21 protein-coding genes are annotated in these 25,292 nt (G+C 51.3%); 4 read left to right on the plus strand and 17 right to left on the minus strand.

The window, feature by feature from the left end; all coding sequences use genetic code 11:
• Window positions 1–32: 32 nt before the first annotated feature.
• The 7 genes from DEP07_RS16115 to DEP07_RS16145 form a co-directional block, all read right to left on the minus strand.
• A complete protein-coding gene (locus tag DEP07_RS16115) occupies window positions 33–935 on the minus strand; it encodes a LysM peptidoglycan-binding domain-containing M23 family metallopeptidase (protein WP_122962574.1) in 903 nt (300 codons plus the stop codon).
• Between the two features lie 69 nt (window positions 936–1,004).
• The gene (gene rho / locus DEP07_RS16120; protein WP_063228969.1) at window positions 1,005–2,285 is read right to left on the minus strand and encodes a transcription termination factor Rho; all 1,281 of its coding nucleotides are present in this window, start codon (window positions 2,283–2,285) and stop codon (window positions 1,005–1,007) included.
• 53 nt (window positions 2,286–2,338) lie between these two features.
• Complete coding sequence (gene glpX, locus DEP07_RS16125; RefSeq protein WP_063228968.1) at window positions 2,339–3,301, minus strand: class II fructose-bisphosphatase; 963 nt, start codon at window positions 3,299–3,301, stop codon at window positions 2,339–2,341.
• A gap of 28 nt (window positions 3,302–3,329) precedes the next feature.
• Window positions 3,330–4,613, minus strand: a complete 1,284-nt coding sequence (locus tag DEP07_RS16130) for a UDP-N-acetylglucosamine 1-carboxyvinyltransferase (protein WP_122962573.1) — start codon at window positions 4,611–4,613, stop codon at window positions 3,330–3,332.
• Window positions 4,614–4,692: 79 nt separating this feature from the next.
• Entirely contained in the window at window positions 4,693–5,337 is a 645-nt protein-coding gene (gene fsa / locus DEP07_RS16135; protein ID WP_122962572.1) for a fructose-6-phosphate aldolase, read from the minus strand.
• Between the two features lie 14 nt (window positions 5,338–5,351).
• Entirely contained in the window at window positions 5,352–6,206 is an 855-nt protein-coding gene (gene fba / locus DEP07_RS16140; protein ID WP_063228965.1) for a class II fructose-1,6-bisphosphate aldolase, read from the minus strand.
• A 103-nt stretch (window positions 6,207–6,309) separates the two neighbouring features.
• Window positions 6,310–6,684 (minus strand): response regulator, encoded by a 375-nt coding sequence (locus tag DEP07_RS16145; RefSeq protein WP_023555166.1) that lies wholly within the window; start codon window positions 6,682–6,684, stop codon window positions 6,310–6,312.
• Window positions 6,685–6,852: 168 nt separating this feature from the next.
• Here DEP07_RS16145 and DEP07_RS16150 point away from each other — a divergent pair, with 168 nt between their 5' ends.
• Window positions 6,853–7,647, plus strand: a complete 795-nt coding sequence (locus DEP07_RS16150) for a lipid II flippase Amj family protein (protein WP_063228964.1) — start codon at window positions 6,853–6,855, stop codon at window positions 7,645–7,647.
• A 58-nt stretch (window positions 7,648–7,705) separates the two neighbouring features.
• Here DEP07_RS16150 and DEP07_RS16155 read toward each other — a convergent pair whose 3' ends face one another.
• Both DEP07_RS16155 and rpoE read right to left on the minus strand, forming a co-directional pair.
• Window positions 7,706–9,307 (minus strand): CTP synthase, encoded by a 1,602-nt coding sequence (locus DEP07_RS16155; protein ID WP_122962571.1) that lies wholly within the window; start codon window positions 9,305–9,307, stop codon window positions 7,706–7,708.
• 208 nt (window positions 9,308–9,515) lie between these two features.
• Window positions 9,516–10,070, minus strand: a complete 555-nt coding sequence (gene rpoE, locus DEP07_RS16160) for a DNA-directed RNA polymerase subunit delta (RefSeq protein WP_122962570.1) — start codon at window positions 10,068–10,070, stop codon at window positions 9,516–9,518.
• A 240-nt stretch (window positions 10,071–10,310) separates the two neighbouring features.
• Between rpoE and DEP07_RS16165 the strand changes: the two genes are divergently transcribed.
• The 3 genes from DEP07_RS16165 (at window position 10,311) to DEP07_RS16175 (ending at window position 12,605) form a co-directional block, all read left to right on the plus strand.
• On the plus strand, window positions 10,311–10,853 hold the full coding sequence (locus DEP07_RS16165; RefSeq protein WP_173596358.1) for a DUF1572 family protein: 543 nt from the start codon (window positions 10,311–10,313) through the stop codon (window positions 10,851–10,853).
• Window positions 10,854–11,203: 350 nt separating this feature from the next.
• A complete protein-coding gene (locus DEP07_RS16170; protein WP_122962568.1) occupies window positions 11,204–11,881 on the plus strand; it encodes a hypothetical protein in 678 nt (225 codons plus the stop codon).
• A gap of 106 nt (window positions 11,882–11,987) precedes the next feature.
• Window positions 11,988–12,605, plus strand: coding sequence for a hypothetical protein (locus DEP07_RS16175; RefSeq protein WP_287102716.1), 618 nt, complete (start codon window positions 11,988–11,990; stop codon window positions 12,603–12,605).
• Window positions 12,606–12,674: 69 nt separating this feature from the next.
• Here DEP07_RS16175 and icmF read toward each other — a convergent pair whose 3' ends face one another.
• From icmF to ablA, 8 genes are all read right to left on the minus strand, one after another.
• The gene (icmF, locus tag DEP07_RS16180) at window positions 12,675–15,926 is read right to left on the minus strand and encodes a fused isobutyryl-CoA mutase/GTPase IcmF (RefSeq protein ID WP_287102717.1); all 3,252 of its coding nucleotides are present in this window, start codon (window positions 15,924–15,926) and stop codon (window positions 12,675–12,677) included.
• Between the two features lie 33 nt (window positions 15,927–15,959).
• On the minus strand, window positions 15,960–16,592 hold the full coding sequence (locus DEP07_RS16185) for a TetR/AcrR family transcriptional regulator (protein WP_063228957.1): 633 nt from the start codon (window positions 16,590–16,592) through the stop codon (window positions 15,960–15,962).
• A gap of 205 nt (window positions 16,593–16,797) precedes the next feature.
• Window positions 16,798–17,940 carry an acyl-CoA dehydrogenase gene (locus DEP07_RS16190; protein ID WP_287102718.1) on the minus strand — a complete coding sequence of 381 codons (1,143 nt, stop codon included), beginning with the start codon at window positions 17,938–17,940 and terminating at the stop codon, window positions 16,798–16,800.
• A gap of 72 nt (window positions 17,941–18,012) precedes the next feature.
• Complete coding sequence (locus DEP07_RS16195; RefSeq protein WP_122962565.1) at window positions 18,013–19,155, minus strand: acyl-CoA dehydrogenase; 1,143 nt, start codon at window positions 19,153–19,155, stop codon at window positions 18,013–18,015.
• Window positions 19,156–19,186: 31 nt separating this feature from the next.
• Window positions 19,187–20,038 carry a 3-hydroxybutyryl-CoA dehydrogenase gene (locus DEP07_RS16200; RefSeq protein ID WP_063228954.1) on the minus strand — a complete coding sequence of 284 codons (852 nt, stop codon included), beginning with the start codon at window positions 20,036–20,038 and terminating at the stop codon, window positions 19,187–19,189.
• 12 nt (window positions 20,039–20,050) lie between these two features.
• Window positions 20,051–21,229 (minus strand): acetyl-CoA C-acetyltransferase, encoded by a 1,179-nt coding sequence (locus DEP07_RS16205; RefSeq protein WP_287102720.1) that lies wholly within the window; start codon window positions 21,227–21,229, stop codon window positions 20,051–20,053.
• 228 nt (window positions 21,230–21,457) lie between these two features.
• Entirely contained in the window at window positions 21,458–23,533 is a 2,076-nt protein-coding gene (locus DEP07_RS16210; RefSeq protein ID WP_274874485.1) for a heterodisulfide reductase-related iron-sulfur binding cluster, read from the minus strand.
• 278 nt (window positions 23,534–23,811) lie between these two features.
• Window positions 23,812–25,170: a lysine 2,3-aminomutase gene (ablA, locus tag DEP07_RS16215; protein WP_122962561.1), complete on the minus strand. Its 1,359-nt coding sequence runs from the start codon at window positions 25,168–25,170 to the stop codon at window positions 23,812–23,814.
• Window positions 25,171–25,292: the final 122 nt, after the last annotated feature.

Genomic DNA, 25,292 nt, shown 5'->3' on the forward strand with positions numbered 1-25,292 from the left:
CGCATTGAAAAAGCAATGTAAATTGTGAAGGGTTACCTGCCGAGATACGGGAGCGGGTTGATCGGCACATCGTCCTGTCTGACTTCAAAGTGCAGGTGATACCCGGTCGAATCGCCCGTCTGACCCATGTAGCCGAGGACGTCGCCCGCTTCTACGCTTTGGCCGGACGTGACCAAAATCGTGCGCATATGGGCGTAAAAAGTTTGCAAACCGTCTCCGTGGTCCAGTACGACCATCCGCCCGTACCCGGATCGATTGGCGCCCGCCTCGACCACCTTCCCTGCTTTCGCTGCCAAAATCGGCGTTTTGGCCTCCTGCTCGTTCCACAAATCCACACCTTTGTGCACCTTGCCCCAGCGTGTTCCGAAGCCGCTTGTAATCGTCGCTCCCTCTACAGGCCAATCCATTCGGCCGCGAATCCGCGCTACTACTTGCCTGCTTGCCGCCTGGGTGGTGTTCCGCTTTTGCTGCAGCTCTTCTGCCTGCATCGGCGGTCCTCCAGCAACAGGAATGTACACAACCTGTCCCACATACAGGTTGTCCGACAGCCATTTTAACAGCGGATTGCGATCCAGCAACAATTCCTTGCTGACTCCATACCTTCTTGCTATGTAATCGATCGTCTCTCCTTGCTTCACCATATGGGTCACTTCATCTTTGGCAATAACCAGCTTCATCCCGACCGAAAGCAGACCCGGATTGCTGATTTGATTCGTCTCTACCAGCTTTTTCAGCGTAAGGCCATACCGCTCGGCAATTCCAGACAGAGTGTCTCCTTCGCGGACAGAGTACACCATCGCATTGCTTTTAGCCGAAGGCGCTTGCTTGGTCAAACCTGCGTAAGGATTGAACGCTTGAAACAGCGCTTGCTCCACGACAACCTTTTTCGCTTCAACCTGGCTCTCAATGGGCGCAGGAACATGCACATACTCCACAGATTCTCTCCTCCTTTTTCCTCCAACTCTCTTACGGTATGCAAAACAGGCAAAAAAAATGACGGCGAGTCATGAACTCACCGTCGTGCCAGCAGCTTTTCCCCGTCCTTGTTGCTTCGTTTCCAGGGTCTGCAAAAATTCTTCGTTTGTTTTCGTGTCCGCAAGCTTCTTGATGAACGAGTCGACAAATTCGTTCGTTTCGTTCATGTTCTTGCGGATCATCCACAGCTTATCCAGCTCTTCTTTGGTCAGCAGCAGTTCCTCGCGACGCGTTCCCGAACGGCGAATGTCGATCGCCGGGAAAATGCGGCGTTCAGCCAGCTTGCGATCCAGATGAAGCTCCATGTTGCCCGTTCCTTTGAACTCCTCATAGATCACATCGTCCATGCGCGAGCCTGTCTCGACCAAAGCTGTAGCCAAAATCGTCAGGCTGCCGCCCTCTTCGATATTGCGTGCCGAACCGAAAAAGCGCTTGGGACGGTGGAACGCAGCCGGATCGATACCGCCGGACAATGTACGGCCGCTTGGCGGAATCACCAAGTTGTAGGCGCGTGCGAGCCGGGTAATGGAATCCAGCAGGATCACAACATCTTTTTTGTGTTCGACCAAACGTTTTGCCCGCTCCAGCACAAGCTCTGCCACTTTGATGTGATTTTCCGGCAGCTCGTCAAAAGTCGAAGCTACCACTTCTCCCTTGACGGAACGCTGCATATCGGTTACCTCTTCCGGACGCTCGTCGATGAGCAAAACAAACAGATGAATATCCGGCCGGCTTTCCGTGATACTGTTGGCAATCTCTTTCAGCAGCATGGTTTTACCCGCTTTCGGCGGGGCGACGATCAATCCACGCTGTCCGAGTCCAACAGGGGCAAGAAGATCCATCAGGCGGGTGGAAACTCGCTCGGGCGCAGTTTCCAGCACTAGCTTGGTTTGAGGATACAGCGGTGTTAAAGCGGGGAAATGCAGACGCTCCGAAGCAGTCTCAGGGTCTTCTCCGTTCACTGCCTCTACTTGCAACAACCCAAAGTAACGCTCGTTTTCTTTTGGCGGCCTCGCCTTGCCCGACACCACATCCCCCATGCGCAGATCAAAACGGCGAATCTGCGACTGGGAGATGTAGATGTCTTCCGAGCTTGGGAGATAGTTGATCGGACGGAGGAAGCCGTAGCCCTCCGGCAAGATTTCCAGCACGCCCTCCATAAACATCAGGCCATCCCGCTCTGCCCGTGCCCGAAGTATCGCGAAGATCAATTCCTTCTTCTTCAGTTGGGAGTAATACGGGATGTGGTACTCTTTGGCCAGTTTATAGAGATCGGTCAGTTTCTTCTCTTCTAGTTCAGAAAGTAACATACATCCACCACTCTTTATTTACTCTTGAAAGTTCATCTGTCTAAACTCGTTTCTTACAAGCCGAGCGAAGGCTTGCGTTCCAGGCGGTGGTTCCCTTCGATGAAGCGTACCGTTCCCGTTTTTGCACGCATAACAACAGAATGCGTCGTGGCACGGGTTCCTTGAAAACGAACCCCTTTCAGCAATTCGCCATCTGTTACGCCAGTTGCTGCAAAAATGGCGTCGTCACCCTTGACCAAATCATCCATGAATAATACTTGGTGCGGGTTGGTCAGCCCCATTTTGACACAACGTTGAATTTCTTCTTCGCTTTGCGGCAGCAGCTTGCCCTGGATTTCTCCTCCGAGGCATTTCAAGGCAACCGCAGCCAGCACGCCCTCTGGCGCTCCGCCAGAACCGAACAAAATGTCTACACCCGTATCAGGGAATGCCGTATTGATCGCCGCAGCCACATCGCCGTCCGAAATGAGGCGGATACGCGCGCCAGCCTCGCGAATTTCGTGAATGATGCGGGAATGGCGGTCACGGTCGAGGACAATCGCGACCAGGTCGCTGATATCTTTGCCTTGTGCCGCGGCTACTGCTTTCAGGTTGTCGCGGATCGGAGCGTTGATGTCTACTTTCCCGACCGCTTTTGGCCCTACTGCCATTTTCTCCATATACATGTCAGGAGCATGCAGCAAATTTCCGCGATCGGCAATGGCAATGACAGAAATCGCGCCCCATGTCCCTTTTGCGAGAATATTGGTTCCTTCCAACGGGTCGACAGCCACATCTACCGCTGGCGCTACTCCTTGACCGAGGCGCTCGCCGATATAAAGCATCGGAGCTTCGTCCATTTCGCCTTCCCCGATTACAACTACGCCATCCATCGGAACTTTTTCAAATTCCTTGCGCATGGCAGTCGTTGCCGCATCGTCAGCCTCATCTTTTCGTCCTAACCCCATCCAACTGGCGGAAGCCAAAGCAGCCGCTTCGGTTACACGCACCAGTTCCAGTGTCAAACTGCGCTCCATTCTGGAAGACTCCTCTCCTGATGATTGGTTAACGTTGTGGGCTTTCCGTGTGCTGCAAGCCTACCCGAATCACGTCGGCACCGAGCGTTTGCAGCTTGCCCACCAAATTTTCATAACCACGGTCGATATGCTCAAGACCTTCCAGCTCGGTCGTGCCGCTCGTTGCCAACCCGGCGATAAACAGCGCCGCTCCTGCCCGCAGATCAGAAGCCACGACTTTCGCTCCGTTCAGCTTGCTGCCGCCTTCGATCACAGCCGAGCGTCCTTCTACCTTCAGTGTCGCCCCCATGCGCCGCAATTCATCCACATGGCGAAAACGCGAGCTGTAAATATTGTCTGTGACGATGCTCGATCCTTTGGCAAGAGTCAGAAGCGTCGTGATCGGCTGCTGCAAGTCTGTAGGAAAACCCGGATACGGACTTGTCTTCACATCGATAGAACGGTAAGAATCCCGGCCCATCACCTGAATGCAATCGTCCATTTCCATCACTTGTGCGCCAATCTCACGCAACTTGGCGGTCAGCGACTCCAGATGCTTCGGAATCACGTTTTCCACCAGCACGTTGCCATTCGTAGCCGCTGCCGCGATCATGTACGTACCGGCTTCAATCCGGTCCGGAATAATCGTATGACGGCAACCCCGCAGACGCTCCACGCCCTGGACGCGTATGACGTCCGTACCCGCGCCTTTGATGTTTGCTCCCATATTGTTGAGCAGAGTCGCCACATCGACGATCTCCGGCTCACGGGCAGCGTTTTCAATAATGGTCACGCCATCTGCCTTGGAGGCAGCAAGCATGATGTTGATCGTAGCTCCTACGCTGACGAGATCAAGGTATATTCTCGCACCTTGCAGACGACCGCGCTTGGCCCGGATGGTCATCACGCCGTTTTTGTTCTCGACCTCGGCGCCCATCGCTTCAAAGCCTTTGATATGCAAATCGACAGGTCTTGGCCCCAAATCGCATCCGCCAGGCAATCCTACCTGTGCCTCTCCGAATTTGGCAAGCAAGGCTCCCCACAAATAGTAAGAGGCGCGCAGCTTTTTGATTCTGCCGTTAGGCATGAGCATCAGCTTCATCAAGCGCCCGTCGATTTCCATCCAGTCTTCTTCGAACAGCACGTCAGCTCCCATTTCCCGCAGGAGCTCGTGATAGATATCTACATCCTGAATACGGGGCAGATTTTCAATAACAACAGGTCCATCCGCCAACAATGCGGCAGGAATCAGTGCGACTGCGCTGTTTTTTGCTCCGCTGATGGTCACCGTTCCCGCTAGCGGTTTTCCACCATTGATGATCAGCTTATCCATGCATCGCTCTCCTCAGGTGTAATCGGGAAAGAAGCACCTTCCCCAATGAGAAAGGTGCTTGAACTTTCGGTACGTGTCCTTATTTTTGCATGCTTGCCCAGTCAGCGAGGAACTTCTCCAAACCGCTGTCTGTCAATGGGTGAGCAATCAGTTGCTTGAATACTTTTGCCGGAATGGTAGCGAAGTGCGAACCACGGCGAGCGGCTTCTGTCACATGAACAGGGTGACGAACAGATGCTGCGATGATTTCCGTATCGATGCCATGCACAGAGAAAATCTCTGCGATGTCTTCGATCAGCTGCATGCCGTCTTGACCGATATCGTCCAGACGTCCCAGGAACGGAGACACGAAGCTTGCACCAGCGCGAGCAGCAAGCAGCGCTTGGTTAGCGGAAAACACCAGCGTTACGTTCGTTCTGATCTTGCGCTTGGCAAAATACTTGGTTGCCTTCAGACCTTCAGCCGTCATCGGCAGCTTGATCACGATGTTTTTGGAGAGAGAAGCCAGCTTTTCGCCTTCTTCAATCATCCCTTTGGCATCGGTGCTGATGACTTCCGCACTGATCGGTCCATCTACGATATCGATGATCTCTTTGAGGGTTTCGACAAAGTCACGGCCTTCTTTTGCAACAAGAGAAGGGTTCGTCGTTACTCCAGCCAAAACGCCCCATTCGTGAATCTCGCGAATTTCATCTACATTTGCCGTATCAATCAAAAAACGCATGATTATCCTCCTAGTTACGCGCGGTTGCTACTTCCGAACAGGCGCATTTTTCCTTTTACGACTTCCTTGATCGCATCGCGAGCAGGACCCAGGTATTTGCGCGGATCGATTTCGTTAGGTTTCGCAGCCAACGCTTTGCGAACCGTTTCGGTGCATGCGACTTGGCTTTCTGTATTTACGTTGATTTTTCCTACGCCCAGTCTGATCGATTCCACAATCGCATCGTCTGGTACGCCGGAACCACCGTGCAGCACGATTGGCGCTCCGATGTTGCTTGCTACTTTTTCGATAATGTCGTAGCGAATTTTTGGCACGCCTTTGTACATGCCGTGAGCTGTTCCCACTGCAATGGCTACGTAGTCTACTTTTGTTTCTTCCCAGAAGCGGATCGCTTCTTCCGGATTCGCCAGAGTAGCGTCTTCCTCGTCAACAGACAGGTCGTCCTCTACCCCGCCGATGGTACCGAGTTCACCTTCTACAGAAACGCCTACAGCGTGAGCAGCCTCAACAACCTGTTTGGTCAAGCGAAGGTTATCTTCAAACGAATGGTGGGAACCATCGAACATAACCGAAGAAAATCCTGCGCGAATGCACTTCATGACAATGTCAAAGTTGCTGCCGTGATCCAGGTGCAGCGCAACAGGTACTCCTGCGCGTTCTGCCGCCACTTTTGCAATGGCTACCGTGTAATCAAGACCCATGTATTTAAGCGCTCCCTCGGAAACACCAAAAATCACAGGCGATTTTTCTTCCATCGCAGCTTCCGTAATCGCTTGAGTAAACTCGAGATTGTTCAGGTTAAATTGTCCGACGGCGTATTTATGCAATTTGACGTCTTCGGTAAAAGCGGTCATAGGTACCAGTGGCATTTGGGAAATCCTCCTCTGCTAACTTCAATCACGTGGCTTATTATATCACAGACAGGCGTATGTTAACAGGTACGCTTGTCCCCACGAAGACTTGTCCAAAGCACTAGCAGGCAAGCTGCTGCTGAACAGCCATTCGCAATTCGTCGATATCAAACGGTTTGGTGAAATGGGTAAGCGCTCCCAGTTGCGTCGCTTCCTTGATCATGTCCAGTTCGCCATAAGCGGTCATCATGATTACCTTGATTTCCTGATTGATCTTCTTGATATGCTTCAAAATCTCAATCCCGTCCATGCCTGGAATCTTCATGTCGAGAATGACCAGATCAGGCGATTCTTTTTCCACAATCTCCAGGGCCATCTTCCCGTTTGCAGCCTGGAATGTTTTGTATCCCTCTTTGCCCAGTACCTCGTACAACAAAATGCGAATCCCATACTGGTCATCGACAACCAGTACCTTTTTATCATGTTTGTCGAACACGGTTACTCCCCCCTGACGAATCCATTTCCTTAATTAATTATGGTTTCGCCTAAAATCAGGAAACTCCTGCCCGTTTTGCGCTTCGTCTATTGAAAATTTCCCGCAGTGTCCATTTCGAGTATAATTAGGAATACCATTTTTGCACTACGCAAGGAGCCGAAAAACAAGATGGATGCGCTCTGGTTGATTTGCCTGTTAACGTTTGTTATCCATACGACAGAGACACTTTCCTACGCCATTCGCTTCGCAGGCGTACAAACAGGGAGAATCGCGGTCGCCCTGTCGCTTGTCGGCATTACGCTGCTTCTCTCCCGCACCTCCAACCTGATCCAAGGTCCGTTCACTGGCGGATTGATGGATCAGGCTGCCATGCTGCACACCGATCCGAGCTGGCAGCTGCATTTGATTATCGTCGCCTCCTCGGTAGGGACGCTGGCAGCCATCGTGCTGTTTCCTACGTTTGTCCAAATTTCCAAGCGGGTGATTTCCCATCTGGAATTGGCCGGCTCGATCCCGCAAATGCTGCGCACAGCCGTCACGGTAGACAGCATCCGCCGCGTCCGGCACCACGTGCGAATCCCGAGTTGGCAAGGCATCTCCCGCTTTCGCATCAAAGGCATCCCCAAACGCCTTTTGCTGCTCAACTGCCTGGGGACAGCCATCTATACCAGCAGCGTGCTCTCCGTGCTGTATGCAACCCTTTTGACGCCTGACTACAAAGCAACCGTACTGATGTCTTCCGGCATGATCAACGGCTTTGCGACGATCTTCATGACCATTCTGGTCGACCCGCAGGTTGCCCTTTTGACCGAGAAGGCTATGCAGGGAAAAGCGACGCAGGAGTCCATTCGCGACATGTATTTGTGGCTGATGATTTCCCGCTTTTTCGGAACCGTTCTGGCGCAGCTTCTGCTTGTTCCCGCCGCTTATTGGGTAGCCTGGCTATCGCCGCTCTTTCATTGAAAACAGAAAAGACGCGCCGACGATTGATTTCGCCGGGGCGTCTTTTTTATGCAAACATTTATCGATTCAGGTTCAGGGAAGCTTTGACGAAGTCGCGGAACAATGGCTGCGGACGGTTCGGACGGGAAGTGAACTCCGGATGGAACTGGGTAGCCACATACCAAGGATGGTCTGGAACTTCCACGATTTCCACCAGGCGGCCATCCGGCGACGTACCTGCAAAGCGCAGGCCCAATTGAGCCAGTTGCTCGCGATATTCGTTGTTGACTTCATAACGGTGACGGTGGCGCTCATACACCAGTGTGCTGCCGTAAGCAGCTTCAGTCAGCGTGCCTTCTTCCACTTTGGAAGGTCCGATGCCAAGACGCATGGTTCCGCCTTTGTCCTCGATTTCCTTTTGTTCTGGCAAAAGGTCGATAACTGGATAAGCTGTTTCCGGGTTGATCTCGGAGCTGTTGGCACCATCCATGCCTGCCACGTGACGGGCAAACTCGATAACCGCGATTTGCATACCGAGGCAAATTCCGAGGAACGGCACCTTGTTTTCGCGAGCGTAACGGGTAGCGATGATTTTTCCTTCGATGCCGCGATCGCCGAAGCCGCCTGGCACCAGCACGCCGTTCACATCGCCCAGCATCTCGGCTACGTTTTCAGGCGTAACTTCTTCTGCGTGCACCCATTTGATTTCCACTTTGGAATCATTCGCATAACCGCCGTGGTACAGCGCTTCTGCTACAGACAAATAAGCGTCGTGCAGCTCTACGTATTTCCCGACGATCGCAATAGTGGTGGTCTTGGACAAGTTTTTGATTTTGCCAACCAGCGATTTCCACTCCGTCATGTCTGCTTCCTGGCAAGCCAGACCGAGATGGCGGCACACGTAGTCATCCAGACCTTGGGCTTGCAGTTGCAGCGGAACATCGTACAGTGTCTCGGCGTCTACGCACTCCACAACCGCATTTTTGTCGATGTCACAGAACAGCGCCAGCTTGTCCTTCATTTCTTGTGTCATAGGCTGTTCGGTACGAGTTACGATAACGGTTGGCTGGATGCCCAGGCTGCGCAATTCCTTCACGCTGTGTTGGGTTGGCTTTGTTTTCATTTCGCCAGCGGCCTTGATGTAAGGAACAAGAGTCACGTGAATGTACATGACGTTTTCACGGCCAATGTCGCTCTTGATTTGACGAATCGCTTCCAGGAACGGCAAGCTCTCGATATCCCCTACAGTTCCACCGATCTCGGTAATGACCACATCGGCTCCTGTTTCACGGCCAGCGCGGAAAATGCGGTCTTTGATCTCGTTGGTGATGTGCGGAATCACTTGAACTGTTCCACCCAGATAGTCTCCACGACGTTCTTTGGCGATGACGGTTGAGTAGATTTTTCCAGTCGTTACGTTGGAGTTCGCGCTCAGGTTGATGTCGATAAAGCGCTCATAGTGTCCCAGGTCCAGGTCGGTTTCCGCTCCATCATCCGTTACGAACACTTCACCATGTTGATACGGGCTCATTGTCCCTGGGTCAACGTTGATGTACGGATCGCACTTCTGGATCGTTACCTTCAAGCCCCTATTTTTCAGGAGTCGGCCCAGAGAAGCCGCTGTAATTCCTTTTCCCAACGAGGATACGACCCCGCCTGTCACAAAAATATACTTCGTCATCGTTAACGTCCCCTCTTTCCCTAACCCTTTAGTAGTAGTAAAAAACGTATGAAGACGGCTCCCAAAAAAAGAAAAACAAAAGCGAGTCCTATCCCTTCATGCAATGGGGTAGGGGCACTTTTGTTTTATAGTTTCCCTTATTTAATCCTTCTTCATGTGAAGCCCAAGGAGTATTTTATCTGTCCCTCAAGCGGAAGTCAAGGACTTATCACTTATCCTCTTCATCTTCCAACTCTTCGTCAGCTTCCTCTTCTTCAAGCTCCTCGTCGAACAGCTCGTCTTCCTCTTCTTCGAGCTCCTCTTCGTCGATTTCAGCATCGATCTCTTCATCCTCGATCTCTGCATCCTCATCAACAAATTCTTCTTCGTCTTCGAAAATGACAACATCGTCGTCTTCGTAATCCTCAACCACTTCGTCTTCGGTGTCGTAATCGTCGAAGTCGTCCTCGAGGATAATTTTTTTCTTTTTGGTTCCGCCGCCTTCTTGCGTCTCTTCAACTGTGTCAGTCGGGTACCAGCGCTTCAATCCCCACACGTTGTCGCCAAGGCATACAAAACGGCCGTCAATGTTAATTTCTGTGTATACTTGCGCGATGATTGCCATGAGTTGTTCGTTTGTCATGTTACGAACGGTAACCAGTTCATCCATCAGCTCGCGGAAGTTGTAAGTGCGGTTGGTTTCACGCAAAATTTCATACGCAATATCAACCAACGCCATCTCGCTCAGTTTCTCGGGATCAATATGAGCAAACAATTGACTCACCCAGGGCACGTCCTTTCCATTAGAAAACTATTGGGTTCAATACCGACCTCGCCCTTTTCTGGTGGACGCAGGCTTTGCATAGGCAATACATAAATGAAGTCCATTTCCTTTTTCGCATGTCGTTCAACATACGAAGGCTAACATACAGTATTCCTTATTTTAGCCGAAAATGCAAGGCTTTCAAACAAGGTGTAACCATTTTCATGTAAGATCAAATAGATAAAGAAAGGAGTGAAGCGAATGGAATGGGCACAGGAGTTTCTTTCATGTACGACAGACAAGTTTTTCGATGTGAAAAAACTCGGGGAAAAGACGATCGAACAGCTCTCCCTGGAGCAGCTTCAGCAAGCACCTTCCAGCGAGTCCAACAGCATTGCAATCATCGTCAAACATCTGTCAGGCAACATGGTAGCCAGATGGACCGATCTGTTCGGAAGCGATGGCGAAAAACCCGGCCGCAATCGCGACCAGGAATTTGAAGGCGGCTTCGCTACGAAAGAGGACCTGATCGCCTGTTGGGAGACAGGCTGGCAAGTTCTGTTTGCCGCTCTGGCCGCGCTTTCGCATGACGACCTGATGAAAACAGTCACGATCCGAAACGAGCCTCACTCCGTCATGAAAGCCATCCAGCGTCAGCTCTCTCACTACTCCTACCACGTCGGACAAATCGTTTACCTCGGGAAACAGTTGCAAAACGAGCATTGGGTGAGTTTGAGTATTCCCCGCGGGAGATCGGTTGAGTATAACCAAGAAGTTTTTCGGCGGCATTCTAGTGAGGGGTAGAGCTGTTGCGATAATTTTATAACAGTCCCCTCAAGATTCGCTAAAACAATGAAGCATTCCATGCATTAAGCTCAACTATATCGCTAAACCAAAACGAACCTTGGAAAAGATTCTAGAGGTTCGTTTTGCACATTTATAGACGCTTCGTCACCGCCGATATCAAGAGACGACCCTTATGATTAGTTCCCTCAGGAACATCCACACCCCCTTTCCATCGTCGTCAATTACGATATTAGAAAACACGCCGACATTAATTGTAAATATTTTCCTTGTATTTTCGATAATCATATTGTTATTTTACAAAAAATGGTTTATGGTTAAATAGATTCCAAAATATGGGAGGGTATATAATGTTTAGAAAGAAAACATTTGTCACACTTTTGACTACCGTTCTATCACTAACCGCCTTCTCCTCTGTCAGCTTCGCTGAAGGGAATGTAAGATACTATTCTGATTCCGAGATTCAAAAAATTGCTCAAGAGCAAACAAATAACGAATGGCAAAGTAATTTTGGCAAATCTTCCAAAAACATTGCTCCTAGATCAGACTCGATGTATAAAGAATGGCCAGTGAGTTACGTCCCTAGCTATACTGAAAACAAGAGGGACGCATTTGAAATTGCTGAATTTTCCTTTGACACCCGAGATGAAGCTGGTTCTACAACAGAATTAACGGTTTCCTATAATGAATCGTCAACGGTGCAATGGACAATTTCAGGAGGACTTTCTGCTAAAGCAGAGTTTAACGTTATAGCGGTTGAGGTGGAAGCAAGCGTTAATGGAAGCGTAGCCAGAGCTTCCTCTACATCTGAGGGGATCGGCGCTAGCAAAAAATACAATTTGTATACTGGCAGAACTGGCTCTATTAAAATTTATGCCCACGGTGTTCGAACAGGCGGGGCTGTAAAATACAAGTGGCAAGACGTTTCCGGTAATTCCGGATTTAAAACTAGAACAGTAAATGCAAGATTGCCTTACAGTGAATACGACACTGGTAAGATTCATTTCGGAAAAGTAACGTATGATTGAAAAATAAAAAACAAGAGTAGAAGTTCAGCTTCTACTCTTGTTTTGCATGTCAGCAAAGAACTTCGTTATTGCAGAATCATTTACTTTCTCTGAAAGGAATCGTTGTATGAAAATGAACAGCATTGTTATCAAATGTGTTCTGGCAGTTGCCGGACTACTGTTACTGTGGCAGATTGGTATTCTCACGCTCGGAAAAGAACCAGAAAAGCAGTTGTCATATGAACAGTTTGTCAGCAGAGTTAACGGTGCCATGGATCATTTGTCCCAAACGTATAAAACAATCAAGCCTACTGCTCAACACTACACCATTTATCCGGGAAATCCAGAAATGAAATGGTCGAAAAACAAGGTAGACGCGATTGATGACGACTTATCGAAAGCCTTAACAAAAGAAATATTTATAGAAGATGGGGATATCCTGACAAAAGTCGGCTTTTATTACCATCCGTGGGTATCGGAGAAGCATTATGCCAGCGTAAACAGGATCGACAGCACAACCGGCAAAAGGCTGGGGTCTGAAATGACTTTCCCTTCTGTTTACAGCAACAGCTTTACAGCCAATGGTCTATTTATTCAGGTGACAACGTTTCGAGTATTACCTACCTTACCCCAACATGCCAAACTATCCGATAAAGAGATGGAAACAAAGATGATCACCAGAAATGGCGAAATTACCTCTACCCTTCAAAAATACATTCTCGATTACATGGAATCCCCCCCTTAAACAACCAAAACAAGGACCGCCTCTGTACAAAGGTGGCCCTTGTTTCGTTTTTGCGCTCCAAACTTGCCGCTACATGTTTCTCCGATACTGACCGCCGACTTCATACAAAGCGGCGCTGATCTGTCCGAGCGAAGCGACCTTCACCGTTTCCATCAGTTCGGCGAAGATGTTTTCGCCCGCCATCGCTACTTCCTGCAAACGGCGCAACGCCTGTGGAGCTACATCGCGATGGCGCTCCTGGAACGCTCTCAGGTTGATGATTTGCTGTTCTTTTTCTTCCTCGGTCGCCCGCGCCAGTTCGATCTCGTAGTCGTCCTCGGAAGCGTTCGGATTGATGAAAGTATTCACGCCAATAATCGGCAGCTCGCCTGTGTGCTTTTTCATCTCGTAATACATCGATTCATCCTGGATTTTGCCGCGCTGGTACTGCGTCTCCATCGCTCCCAGCACGCCGCCGCGAGAACTGATCCGTTCAAATTCCTGCATCACGGACTCTTCGACCAGATCCGTCAGCTCCTCAATAATAAACGCGCCTTGCAACGGGTTTTCATTTTTCGCGAGGCCCATTTCCTTGTTGATGATCATCTGGATCGCCATAGCCCGGCGTACAGAGTTCTCTGTCGGGGTCGTAATCGCCTCGTCGTAGGCATTGGTATGCAGCGAATTGCAGTTGTCGTAAATCGCAATCAGCGCTTGCAGCGTCGTTCTGATATCGTTGAAATCCATCTCCTGCGCGTGCAAGGAGCGTCCGGATGTTTGAATGTGATATTTCAGCTTTTGGCTGCGTTCATTCCCGCCGTAGCGGTTTTTCATCACGGTTGCCCAGATGCGGCGAGCGACCCGGCCGATGACCGTATACTCGGGGTCCAGTCCATTGGAAAAGAAGAACGACAGATTCGGCGCAAAGTCATCAATGTGCATGCCTCTGCTCAAGTAATACTCCACATACGTAAACCCGTTCGCCAGCGTAAACGCCAGCTGGGTAATCGGATTCGCCCCCGCCTCCGCGATATGGTAGCCGGAAATCGACACGGAGTAGTAGTTGCGCACCTTTTGATCGATGAAATACTGCTGGATGTCGCCCATCATTCGCAGCGCAAATTCAGTCGAGAAGATACATGTGTTTTGTCCCTGATCTTCTTTCAAAATATCCGCTTGGACCGTGCCGCGAACCGTCGACAGCGTATACGCCTTGATTTGTTTGGCTTCTTCCTCGGTAGGCTGGCGCCCTTCCTTTTGGACAAACTTCTCGATCTGCTGCTCGATGGCCGTATTCATGAACATCGCCAAAATCATCGGAGCAGGACCGTTGATCGTCATCGAAACCGATGTGCTCGGCGCACACAAGTCGAAGCCGGCATACAGCTTTTTCATGTCGTCGAGCGTGCAGATGCTCACGCCGCTCGTTCCGATTTTCCCGTAAATATCAGGGCGATAATCCGGGTCTTCCCCATACAAGGTCACCGAGTCAAAAGCCGTACTCAGCCGCTTCGCTTCGTCGTTTTGGGACAAGAAGTGAAAACGGCGGTTCGTGCGCTCAGGCGTGCCTTCGCCCGCAAATTGCCGCTTTGGATCTTCTCCCTCGCGTTTGAACGGAAATACCCCAGCTGTATAAGGGAACTCGCCTGGTACGTTTTCCTTCAGCGACCATTTCAAAATCTCGCCCCAGTCATGGAAGTCCGGCACGGCTACTTTCGAAATGCGCGTACCTGACAGCGATTCGCTGAACAGCTTCGTGACGATTTCCTTGTCGCGAATGCGAGTGACAAACTGGTCCTGTCTGTACGCTTCCTTGAGCTTGGGCCAGTTGTCGAGCACTTTGCGGCATTCGGGATGCAGCTTTTCCTCGAACAGCTTGATTTGCTTGTCGAGTACCGCGATCAATTCGGTTGCTGCTTCGTCCTTGGCTGCAAGCAGCGTTTCCTTGGCGCCGTGCAGCTGATACAGCTTGCGGGCGATAGCGGACTGCTCATCGGTGTACGCCTGGTATTGGCGGACCGTATTCGCAATCTCTTGCAAATAGTTGATTCTTTCTGTCGGAATCAACGAAGTTTTGTGAATTTTTACAGGAGTAGTATCCAAATTCTCAACAGACCAGTCCACATTCGTCTTTTGCACAATTTTATGCATCAGAGCAGCAAACAGCACATTTGTGCCCGGATCGTTGAACTGGCTGGCAATCGTACCGTAAACCGGGACTTGCTCGTCAGGCAAATCGAATAGCTGATGATTGCGACGATACTGCTTCCGCACTTCCCGCAAAGCATCTTCCGAGCCTTTGCGTTCGAACTTGTTGATCGCGATCACGTCCGCAAAATCGAGCATGTCGATCTTTTCCAACTGCGATGGCGCACCAAATTCACTGGTCATGACGTACATGGAAACATCGCACACTTCCGTCACCTGCGCATCGCCCTGACCGATCCCGCTCGTCTCCACGATGATCAAGTCAAATTGTGCGGCACGCGTTACTTGAATGGCGTCTTTCAACGCCGCCGACAGCTCCATGCCTGACTTTCGCGTCGCCAAACTGCGCATGTAGACGCGTGGCGTGTTGTTGGCATTCATCCGTATCCGGTCGCCCAACAACGCTCCACCCGATTTTTGCTTGGATGGATCGACAGACAGAATCGCGACTGTTTTTTCCGGATACGTACGGATAAAGCGGCGAACAAGCTCATCGGTCAGCGAGCTTTTCCCGGCTCCACCTGTACCTGTGATCCCGAGCACCGGAATCGACTCTGGGGCTTCCAGCACGCTTGCTTGCAGCGGTTCCTTCCACTCTGGCTGATCCACCGCATACTCCGCGACAGAGATCAGTCGGGCGACAGCCTTGTGATTCTGCTCGCGCAAGCCCTTTACTTCGTCTTCCAACTGTTTGACGGTCGGAAAATCGCTGTTTCTGATCATGTCGTTGATCATGCCTTGCAAGCCCAAACGCCTGCCGTCATCCGGCGAGTAAATTTTACAGACGCCGTATTCCTCCAGCTCGCGAATCTCGCGTGGAACGATTACTCCACCGCCGCCCCCGAAGACACGGATATGCTCCGCTCCCCGCTCGCGCAAAAGATCAATCACGTATTTGAAATATTCCACATGGCCGCCCTGATAAGAGCTGATGGCAATGCCCTGCACATCCTCCTGGATGGCAGCAGTCACGATGTCATCGACCGAGCGATTGTGACCAAGATGGATCACTTCCACTCCCGATGACTGCAAAATACGGCGCATGATATTGATCGAGGCGTCGTGACCGTCATACAAGCTGGCAGCGGTCACAAAACGCACCTTGTTTTGCGGACGATACACTTCGGTTTCCATCGTTCCACTCTCCCCGAGATTCAAGTAAATGACTTAGTCGGAGACACTGATTTCACGAAGCAACAGCGTAATCTGCTTTTCGGTGAACTCCTCCAACGTATAGTGCTTGTGCAGAGCCCAGCGACGGAACACCCACATTTCGCCCAGCACCATGATATTGTCAGCCATCAGCTTGACATGCTTCTCATCAATGCGCAGCGAACCGTCGGCAATCCCTTTTTGCAGGATCTCCACAAAAATTTGGGCAATCTCTTCTTCACGTCCGAGAACGTAACGAAGCGTTTCTTTCGGCAGCGACTTCGACTCCTGATAAATGAGCAGGACGCGGTCGCTCATCTGATCCATCACGCGGATCAAGCTTTTGAGTGCGAGCTTCAAAATTTTCAAGCCTGTGCCGTTAAAATTGATCGCTTCGCGCAAACGCGTCTCCATCTCGGCATGAATCGCATCGCAAACGAGATAAAGCACGTCTTCCTTCGATTCGATGTACTCGTACAAGGTGCCGATACTGAACCCGGAAGCCCGGGCGATCTCCCTCGTCGTCGTTTTGTGAAAACCTTTATTAATGAAGAGATGAACGGCAGCTTCAATAATCTGCTCCCGGCGTTTTTCAATCAACTTCGGGTCCTTTACCAAGGACGGTATGGTTTTTCTTCTTTCGGACACAACAAATCCACCCTTCCAACCGACTGAGCGTTTAGTCAGACACTTTCAGGAAAAGAAAGGCGCAAACGCTCATTGACGATCTTTTCGCAAACAATTATACGCGAGTAAGAGCGCAAAGCCAAACCTTTCTTTTCCACAGGCCTTATCAAAAAATCTTTTTGCGTTCAGCTAGTTGGAACAATCGTGGTTGTCGGTAATGATTTCTCTATTCTTTTAGCAGGTAGTTGCTGATTACCACGCGCTGGATTTCATTGGTGCCCTCATAAATTTGCGTGATTTTCGCATCCCTCATGAAGCGCTCGACAGGGTACTCACGGGTGTAGCCGTACCCGCCAAATACTTGCACCGCTTCGGTCGTAACCTCCATCGCGATATCGCCCGCGAATACTTTGGACATGGCAGATGCTTTTCCGTAAGGCAGGCCCTGGTCTTCCAGCCATGCAGCCTGATACGTGAGCAAGCGAGCGGCTTCGATTTTGGTTGCCATGTCAGCCAGCTTGAACTGGATGGCTTGCAAGGACGCGATCGGCTTCCCGAACTGGTTGCGTTCTTTGGCATAAGCAAGCGCGTGCTCGAAAGCTCCCTGCGCGATGCCAACCGCTTGGGCAGCGATTCCGTTTCGTCCGCCGTCCAGCGTCATCATGGCGATTTTGAAGCCTTGGCCTTCCTCGCCGAGTCTATTCTCTACAGGAACTCGTACATCTTCAAAATTCACAGCCAAAGTTGGCGAGGAACGAATGCCCAGCTTTTTCTCCTTTTTGCCCATCGTGAAGCCGGCCATGCCTTTTTCCACGATGAAGGCGGTAACTCCCTTGTGTTTCAGCTCAGGGCTGGTTACGGCAAAAACGATGTAAATCTCTGCTTCACCCGCATTGGTGATGAAAATTTTGCTGCCGTTCAAAATGTAGTGGTCGCCATCGCGCACAGCAGTTGTACGCATTCCTGCGGAGTCGGAGCCTGAGCCTGGCTCAGTCAAACAGTAAGCTCCCATTTTTTTGCCTTCTGCCAATGGACGCAAAAACTTTTGTTTCTGCTCTTCTGTGCCAAACTTGTAAATCGGCCAGCTTGCCAGCGATACTTGTGCGGACAAAGTCACGCCGATCGACGAATCCACACGGGAGAGTTCTTCGACTGCTATGACGTAGCTCAAGTAGTCCGCGCCAGCGCCTCCGTATTCTTCCGGCCAAGGGATGCCCGTCAAGCCAAGCTCTGCCATCTGTTCAAAAATGGATCTGTCGAAGCGCTCTTCCTCATCGCGCTCGGCTGCTGTCGGAGCCACCTGGTTTTCTGCGAAATCGCGGATCATTTTACGCATCATGTCATGTTCTTCCGTGAGCTGGAAATTCATTTTTTTCACTCCCCCATGTGTTTTCGCCTGTTTTAGTCAGCCCAGTAACCGGGCGGCACAAAAGGCTTTTATTTAGTCAGCAAGCAAATGCTTGGCGATTACGATTCGTTGAATTTCATTGGTACCCTCATAAATCTGCGTAACTTTGGCATCCCGGAACAGACGCTCAACCGGATATTCTCTGGTGTAGCCGTACCCGCCAAACACTTGTACCGCTTCTGTCGCCAGCTCCATCGCCGTATCCGTAGCGAACCGTTTTGCCATCGACGCTTCCATGCCGCAGGCGATTCCCTGGCTGCGCAGTGATGCTGCGCGATACACCAACAGTCTCGCTGCTTCCGCTTTTGTCGCCATGTCCGCGAGCTTGAACCCGATAGCTTGTTGCTTGGCGATCGGTTGTCCGAATTGCTTGCGTTCTTTTGCGTACTCTGTCGCGTAATGGACAGCAGCCTCGGCGATCCCCAACGCTTGCGCAGCGATTCCGATTCTGCCCGTGTCCAGGTTCGCCATCGCTATGCAGAAGCCGTCTCCCTCTTGCCCCAACAGGTTGGCAGCAGGTACGCGAGCGTTGTCAAACACCAGCTCAGTCGTGTAGGAGCCGTGCAGCCCCATTTTCTTTTCCTTTTTGCCGACGATAAAGCCCGGCGTATCTTTCTCCACGATGAAAGCGGAAATTCCTTTGCTTCCCTTGCTGGCATCCGTGACCGCAAAAGTGATGTACGTATCCGCTTCGCCGCCGTTTGTAATGAACACTTTGTTGCCGTTCAGGATGTATTCATCCCCGCTTCGCACCGCTGTCGTTCTGATGCTGCTGGCATCGGACCCGGCATGCGGCTCGGTCAGGGCAAAAGCGCCGAGATATTCGCCACGAGCCAGCTTTGCCACGTACTTGCGCTTCTGCTCCTCCGTTCCGAAGTAAAGAATCGGATTCGTTCCTACAGAGGTGTGCACGGACAAAATGACTCCCACTGTCGCGCTCACTTTGGAAATCTCGTGAATCGCCAAAATGTAGGAGACAAAATCGGCTCCGGCGCCTCCCCATTCTTCAGCGATCGGTATTCCCATCAGCCCCATCTCGCCCATCTTTTTGAGAATCTGGCGGGGAAACTCATCCTTTTCCTCCATAACCGGAACAAACGGCGCAATTTCTTTTTGCGCAAAGTCGCGTACCATGCGGCGCATCATCTCTTGCTCATCGTTCAATCGAAAATCCATGTCCGTCCTACCTTTCTGCCGAATCCTTCAGTTAGTTGTACACGTAGAATCCTCGACCGGATTTTTTGCCTAGCCATCCCGCTTTTACGTATTTGCGAAGCAGCGGGCAAGGACGATATTTGGAATCGCCGAAGCCTTCGTGCAGCACCTCCATGATGTAGAGGCACGTATCAAGACCGATAAAGTCAGCCAACTGGAGCGGACCCATCGGATGGTTCATGCCCAGCTTCATCACTTCGTCGATCGCTTCTGGCGTTGCCACGCCCTCATACACGCAATAGATCGCTTCGTTGAGCATCGGCATCAGCACCCGATTGGACACGAAGCCCGGGAAATCATTTACGCTTACTGGCACCTTGCCCATTTGCTTCGACAAATCTTCGGTCAGCTGGTATACCTCGTCTGCTGTTTGCAAACCGCGAATAATTTCGACCAGCTTCATCACAGGTACAGGATTCATGAAATGCATCCCGATCACTTTTTCCGGCCGCTTCGTCACTGCGGCAATTTCGGTGATGGGAAGAGAGGACGTGTTGCTCGCCAAAATCGCATGCGGCGGACATACCTCATCCAGTTTGGAAAAGATCGCTGTTTTCACCGCCATATTTTCGGTGACAGCTTCTATAACAAAATCAGCATTCGCCGCGTCTGCCAAATCGGTCGACAGGACGAGCCGGGATAAGATCGCCTGTTTGTCGTCTTCGCTCAGCTTGCCTTTTTCCACGTTGCGCGACAAGTTTTTCGTGATCGTCGCCAGACCGCGCTCCACAAACGGCTGCTGCACGTCGTTCAAATAAACGCGAAAGCCTGCCTGTGCTGCTACCTGGGCAATGCCGCTGCCCATCTGTCCTGCTCCGATGACCATTATCGTTTGTACGTTCATGTAAAAGGCCCCCTACTCCACTTTAATCAGGATAGCGTCTCCCTGTGCGGCACCGCTGCAAATCGCCGCAATCCCTAGTCCGCCACCGCGTCTTTTCAACTCGTATGCGAGGTGCATGATAATTCGCGCTCCACTCGCTCCAATCGGGTGACCGAGCGCGATCGCTCCCCCGTTTACATTTACTTTCTCGTCGTCCCAACCGACGATTTTGCCGCTGGTCAAGGTCACGGCTGCAAACGCTTCGTTCACTTCAAACAAAGCGATTTCGTCCAGCGAAACCCCTGTTTTTTCGAGCAGCTTGTTGATGGCCAGCCCTGGTGTCGTTGCAATGTAAGGCGCTTCTGCTCCTACGTGCGCATGTCCGAGAATCGTAGCGAGCGGCTTGATGCCCAGCTCCTCGGCCTTGGCATCGGACATCAGCACCATCGCTGCTGCTCCGTCATTAATGCCAGGCGCGTTGCCTGCCGTAATCGTTCCGTCCTTTTTGTAGACTGGCGGCAGTTTCGCCAGACCTTCCCTGGTCGTATCCGGGCGTGGTCCTTCGTCTTTTGTCACTTGCAGCGGCTCCCCTTTTTTCTGAGGAATGGAGACGGCTACGATCTCCTCGTCAAAAAGTCCGTTCTCGACCGCTCTCGCCGTTCTCTGCTGGCTGCGCAGCGCCCAATCGTCCTGCGCTTCACGCGATATTCCGTACTCTTCAGCCACGTTGCTGCCGTGAACAGCCATCGGCACTTGATTAAACGGACAAGTGAGGCCATCGTACATCATGAGATCGCGCACAGTCGCATCTCCCATTCTCATGCCATCACGCGCCGCCGGAAGCGCATAAGGCGCATTGCTCATGCTCTCCATGCCGCCAGCAACGATAATCTCCCCGTCGCCTGCGCGAATGATCTGGTCGCCCATCGTGACAGCCCGCATCCCTGAGGCGCACACCTTGTTGATCGTCTCGCTCGCCACGTCCCATGGCAGTCCGGCCTTGCGCGCTACCTGCCGGGAAGGAACCTGTCCTGCTCCCGCCTGAATGACCATGCCCATGATCACTTCGTCGACTTGATCGCCGGAAATACCAGAGCGCTCCAAAGCTTCCTTGATCACGATTGCACCGAGGTCTACCGCAGACAACGCTTTCAGGGAACCGCCAAACTTGCCAAACGGGGTACGTGCCGCCCCAACTATCACCGTTTTCATCGCATGCCCTCCATTCTTATGACCGAGCGTTCGTTCATTTTCTGCTATCTTCATTTTGCCGTCTTCAACCCGATTAGTCAATGAATTATTAGAAAAGTTGGGCTATGTTAAAGCTTCTGACGCCCGTGTTTGCTACCCTTATCCCGACGAAAAAAGAACAGCCTGACTTCTTTTCCTAATCAGGCTGTTCGGAGCTCCCAAAAGAACACTTCTCGTCTTCGTCGCTTGTCAGATCGCGTCCGCCAAAATCTCCGCCACATCGCGCGTTTTGACGTCGTCTTCTTTTTCCTTGGTTTTGATTCCGTCGTTCATCATGGTCAGGCAGTACGGGCAGGCGCTGGCAATCGCGGTCGGGTTGACCTCCAATGCTTGCTCGGTACGCGCCACGTTGACACGCGAGCCTTCATGCTCCTCCATCCACATCAGGCCGCCGCCTGCTCCACAGCACATGCTGTCACAGCCGCTGCGCTTCATTTCCACCACTTCGACGCCAGGGATTGCTTCCAAGATGACACGCGGCTTGTCGTAAATCTCGTTGTAGCGACCCAAATAGCAGGAATCGTGATACGTAATCCGCTCCTTGACTGCCTTCGTCGGTTTCAAGCGGCCTTCGTTCACCCACTGGGCGAGCAACTCGGAATGGTGGTACACTTCCGCGGTCAATCCAAACTCCGGATATTCGTTTTTGAACGTGTTGTACGCGTGCGGGTCGCAGGTGACGATCTTCTTCACTTCGTAGCCTTCGAACAACGCGATGTTTTCCTGTGCCAGCTGCTGGAACAAAAATTCGTTTCCGATGCGGCGCGCCGTATCTCCCGAGTTCTTTTCCTCATTCCCCAGGATGGCGAACTTGACGCCTGCTTCGTGCATGAGCTTCACAAAAGCATGCGAGATTTTTTGGCTGCGCAGATCAAACGAGCCCATGGAGCCGACCCAGAACAAATATTCAAATTCCTCGACCTGCTTGACGGTCGGCACCTCGTATTGACCATTCAGACCTTCAATCCATTTCATCCGGTCCTTGCGGTTGATTCCCCAAGGGTTGCCCTGGCGCTCGATATTGTTCAGGGCACGTTGCGCTTCGGCTGGCATGCTTCCCTCGGTCATCACGAGATAGCGGCGCATGTCGATGATTTTATCCACGTGCTCGTTCATCACCGGACATTGGTCTTCACAGTTGCGACAGGTTGTACAAGCCCACAGCTCCTGCTCGGTAATGACATCGCCAATCAGGTTTTTCTCGTAAATGGACGTCGCGCCCTCGGCTGTGGCTGCCACTTCCGAAGCTTGCACAGCGATCTGGTTGGCAGTCGTTTGCGAAAAAGCAAAGCTTGGCATCCACGGCGTACGGGATGTCACAGCGGCTCCCTTTTCCGTCAGATGGTCGCGCATTTTCGTAATCAAGTCCATCGGCGAGAGCATTTTTCCAGTTCCCGCTGCCGGGCACATATTCGTACAGCGCCCGCACTCTACACAGGCGTACAAGTCGATCAGCTGTGTTTGCGTGAAGTCTTCGATCTTGCCCACGCCGAATACTTCCTGTGTCTCGTCCTCGAAGTTGATGCTCGACAGCTTTCCTGGCGGATCGAGCTTTTTGAACCAGACGTTAACCGGAGCAAACAGCAAGTGAGCGTGTTTGGACTGCGGCACGTAGACGGCAAAGCCCAACAAAATGATCAGATGCGCCCACCAGAAAATATAAAAGAGAACCGCTCCGCCCGTACTTCCTACTCCGATGGCGGAAAAGGCCATTGCCAAGACGGAGGAGATCGGAGCAAAGCCAGATGCTTCATGCCCGAGCCAAATTTGCTCAAAAGCCAGGGAGAGCAATACAGTCGCCATCAGAGAGGAGATCAGCAGCAGGACAATCCCTGACTTGAAGCCGCGCTTCAGCCGTTTCAACTTCTCGATATAGCGACGGTAAAAAGCGTATCCGACAGCAGCCAAAATCAGAAAAGTGGTGATTTCCTGCATGAGCGAAAAGTATTTGTGAGCGCTGCCAAAAGGTAGCTCGAAGCCCGTCGATAGCCCTTTGATCACCAGCTCGATCGCGCCGAATTGCAGCGTGATGAATCCGTAGAACATCACGACGTGCATAATCCCGCTTTTCTTGTCCTTCAACAGCTTCTTGTGGAAAATGACGTTGTCCAGCATCAGGTTGATGCGTGCGCCAAAGTCATTTTTCACATCCGGCTTTTTGCCCAGCTTGATGAACAAATATCTGCTGTACACAACATGTCCGGCCAGATACAGCCCGTAAGCGAGCACCAGGAAAAAAGCGATCAGATTGATAAGTGCCAGCATGTTTCTACTCCCCCACTTTCACGAGTTGTCTTTACTTTCTATCTTATCAGAATCAAAAAGAAAAATGAATGACTATTCAGTCTGTAAGTTTGATTTTTTCAAACAATGCAATAATACCGACTGAACGTTCGCTCATATTACTGTAATCCGATCTTATCACAGAAGCGGGAAATGAACCATCCTGCAAATAAAATTGGCAATATTCTCACCCTCATGCTCACGAAAAAGAAACAGCTGCCCGTTCAATCAGGCAGCTGCTAACACTTTGTTTTTCACGTTTATTTGCCGGACGCTTCTTTTGCTTCTGCAGGCGTCTGTTCTTTTTTCGCTTTTTGCTCCAGACGCACGTCTGCCAGCGACTTGACTTTGGTGGCCTTGATGCGCTTGTTGCGCGGCAGATCGGTCGGCTCCAGGTTGTCGACTTCATCCTGCATGAGGGCCGCGATACCGACAGCTTTGCCTTTTGCCGCTGTGCAGTATTCGCAATTTTCCTCGTCATGCTCATGGTAGGTCTTAGGCTCCGGATACGATGTGATTACGCCTTCGAAGTTGCGCAGCACCACTTTATCGGACGCTTGCGAAATAATGTAGTTCGGGCTGACCGGGATTTTTCCGCCACCGTGCGGAGCGTCCACCACAAAGGTAGGGACAGCATAGCCGGAGGTATGGCCGCGCAGGTGCTCAATGATTTCAATCCCTTTGCTGACAGGAGCGCGGAAGTGACCGATTCCTTCAGACAGGTCGCACTGATAGATGTAGTACGGACGGACGCGAATTTTGACCAGGTCTTGCACCAGCTTTTTCATCGTGTTGGCACAGTCGTTGATTCCCGCGAGAATCACAGCCTGGTTGCCCAGCGGAACGCCCGCATTTGCCAGCATTTCGCAAGCTTGCTTCGCTTCCGGTGTAATTTCTTTTGGATGGTTGAAGTGCGTATTCAGCCATACCGGATGATACTTTTTCAGGATGTTGCACAGGTTTTCCGTAATGCGCTGCGGGAATACGACTGGCGCGCGGGTTCCGATACGGATGATTTCTACGTGCGGAATGTCGCGCAAGCTGCTGATGATGTATTCCAGAACGCGGTCGTTGATCAACAGGCCGTCTCCGCCAGAGAGAAGCACGTCACGCACTTCCGGTCTGCTGCGGATGTAATCGATACAGGCGTCGAGCTGTTTCTTCGGCACGCCCATGCCGATCTGGCCGGAGAAGCGGCGACGCGTGCAATAGCGGCAATACATGGAGCACTGGTTCGTCACAAGGAAGAGCACACGGTCTGGATAACGGTGAGTCAAACCGGGAACAGGAGAATCGGTATCCTCATGCAACGGGTCTTCCATGTCGTACTTTGTGCGAACCATTTCGGAAGACAGCGGAACGGATTGCATGCGCACCGGATCTTTTGGATCATCGACGTCCATCAATGAAGCGTAGTACGGCGTAATATTCAAAGGAATGGTTTGCGTGGAAATACGCACGCCCTCTTCCTCTTCCGGCGTCAGGTTGATTACTTGCTTCAAATCATCTACCGTTTTAATGGTGTGGGTCAGCTGCCACATCCAGTCATTCCATTTTTCTTCCGGAACATCCTTCCAAAGTTCAATCGAACGCCAGTCACGTCTTGTCGCTACTGTCATCTGTGTCACATCTCCTCTCGTCTGTAGTGAACCATCATGCGTTTCACTCGACCAAGTAAAGATGCAAGGGTCGTGCCAATCAAATCAAAAAATTTAGAAAATAGGAAATAGAGCGTTTTGTA

The sequence above is a fragment of the Brevibacillus sp. genome (assembly GCF_003521185.1).
GTDB lineage: Bacteria > Bacillota > Bacilli > Brevibacillales > Brevibacillaceae > Brevibacillus > Brevibacillus parabrevis.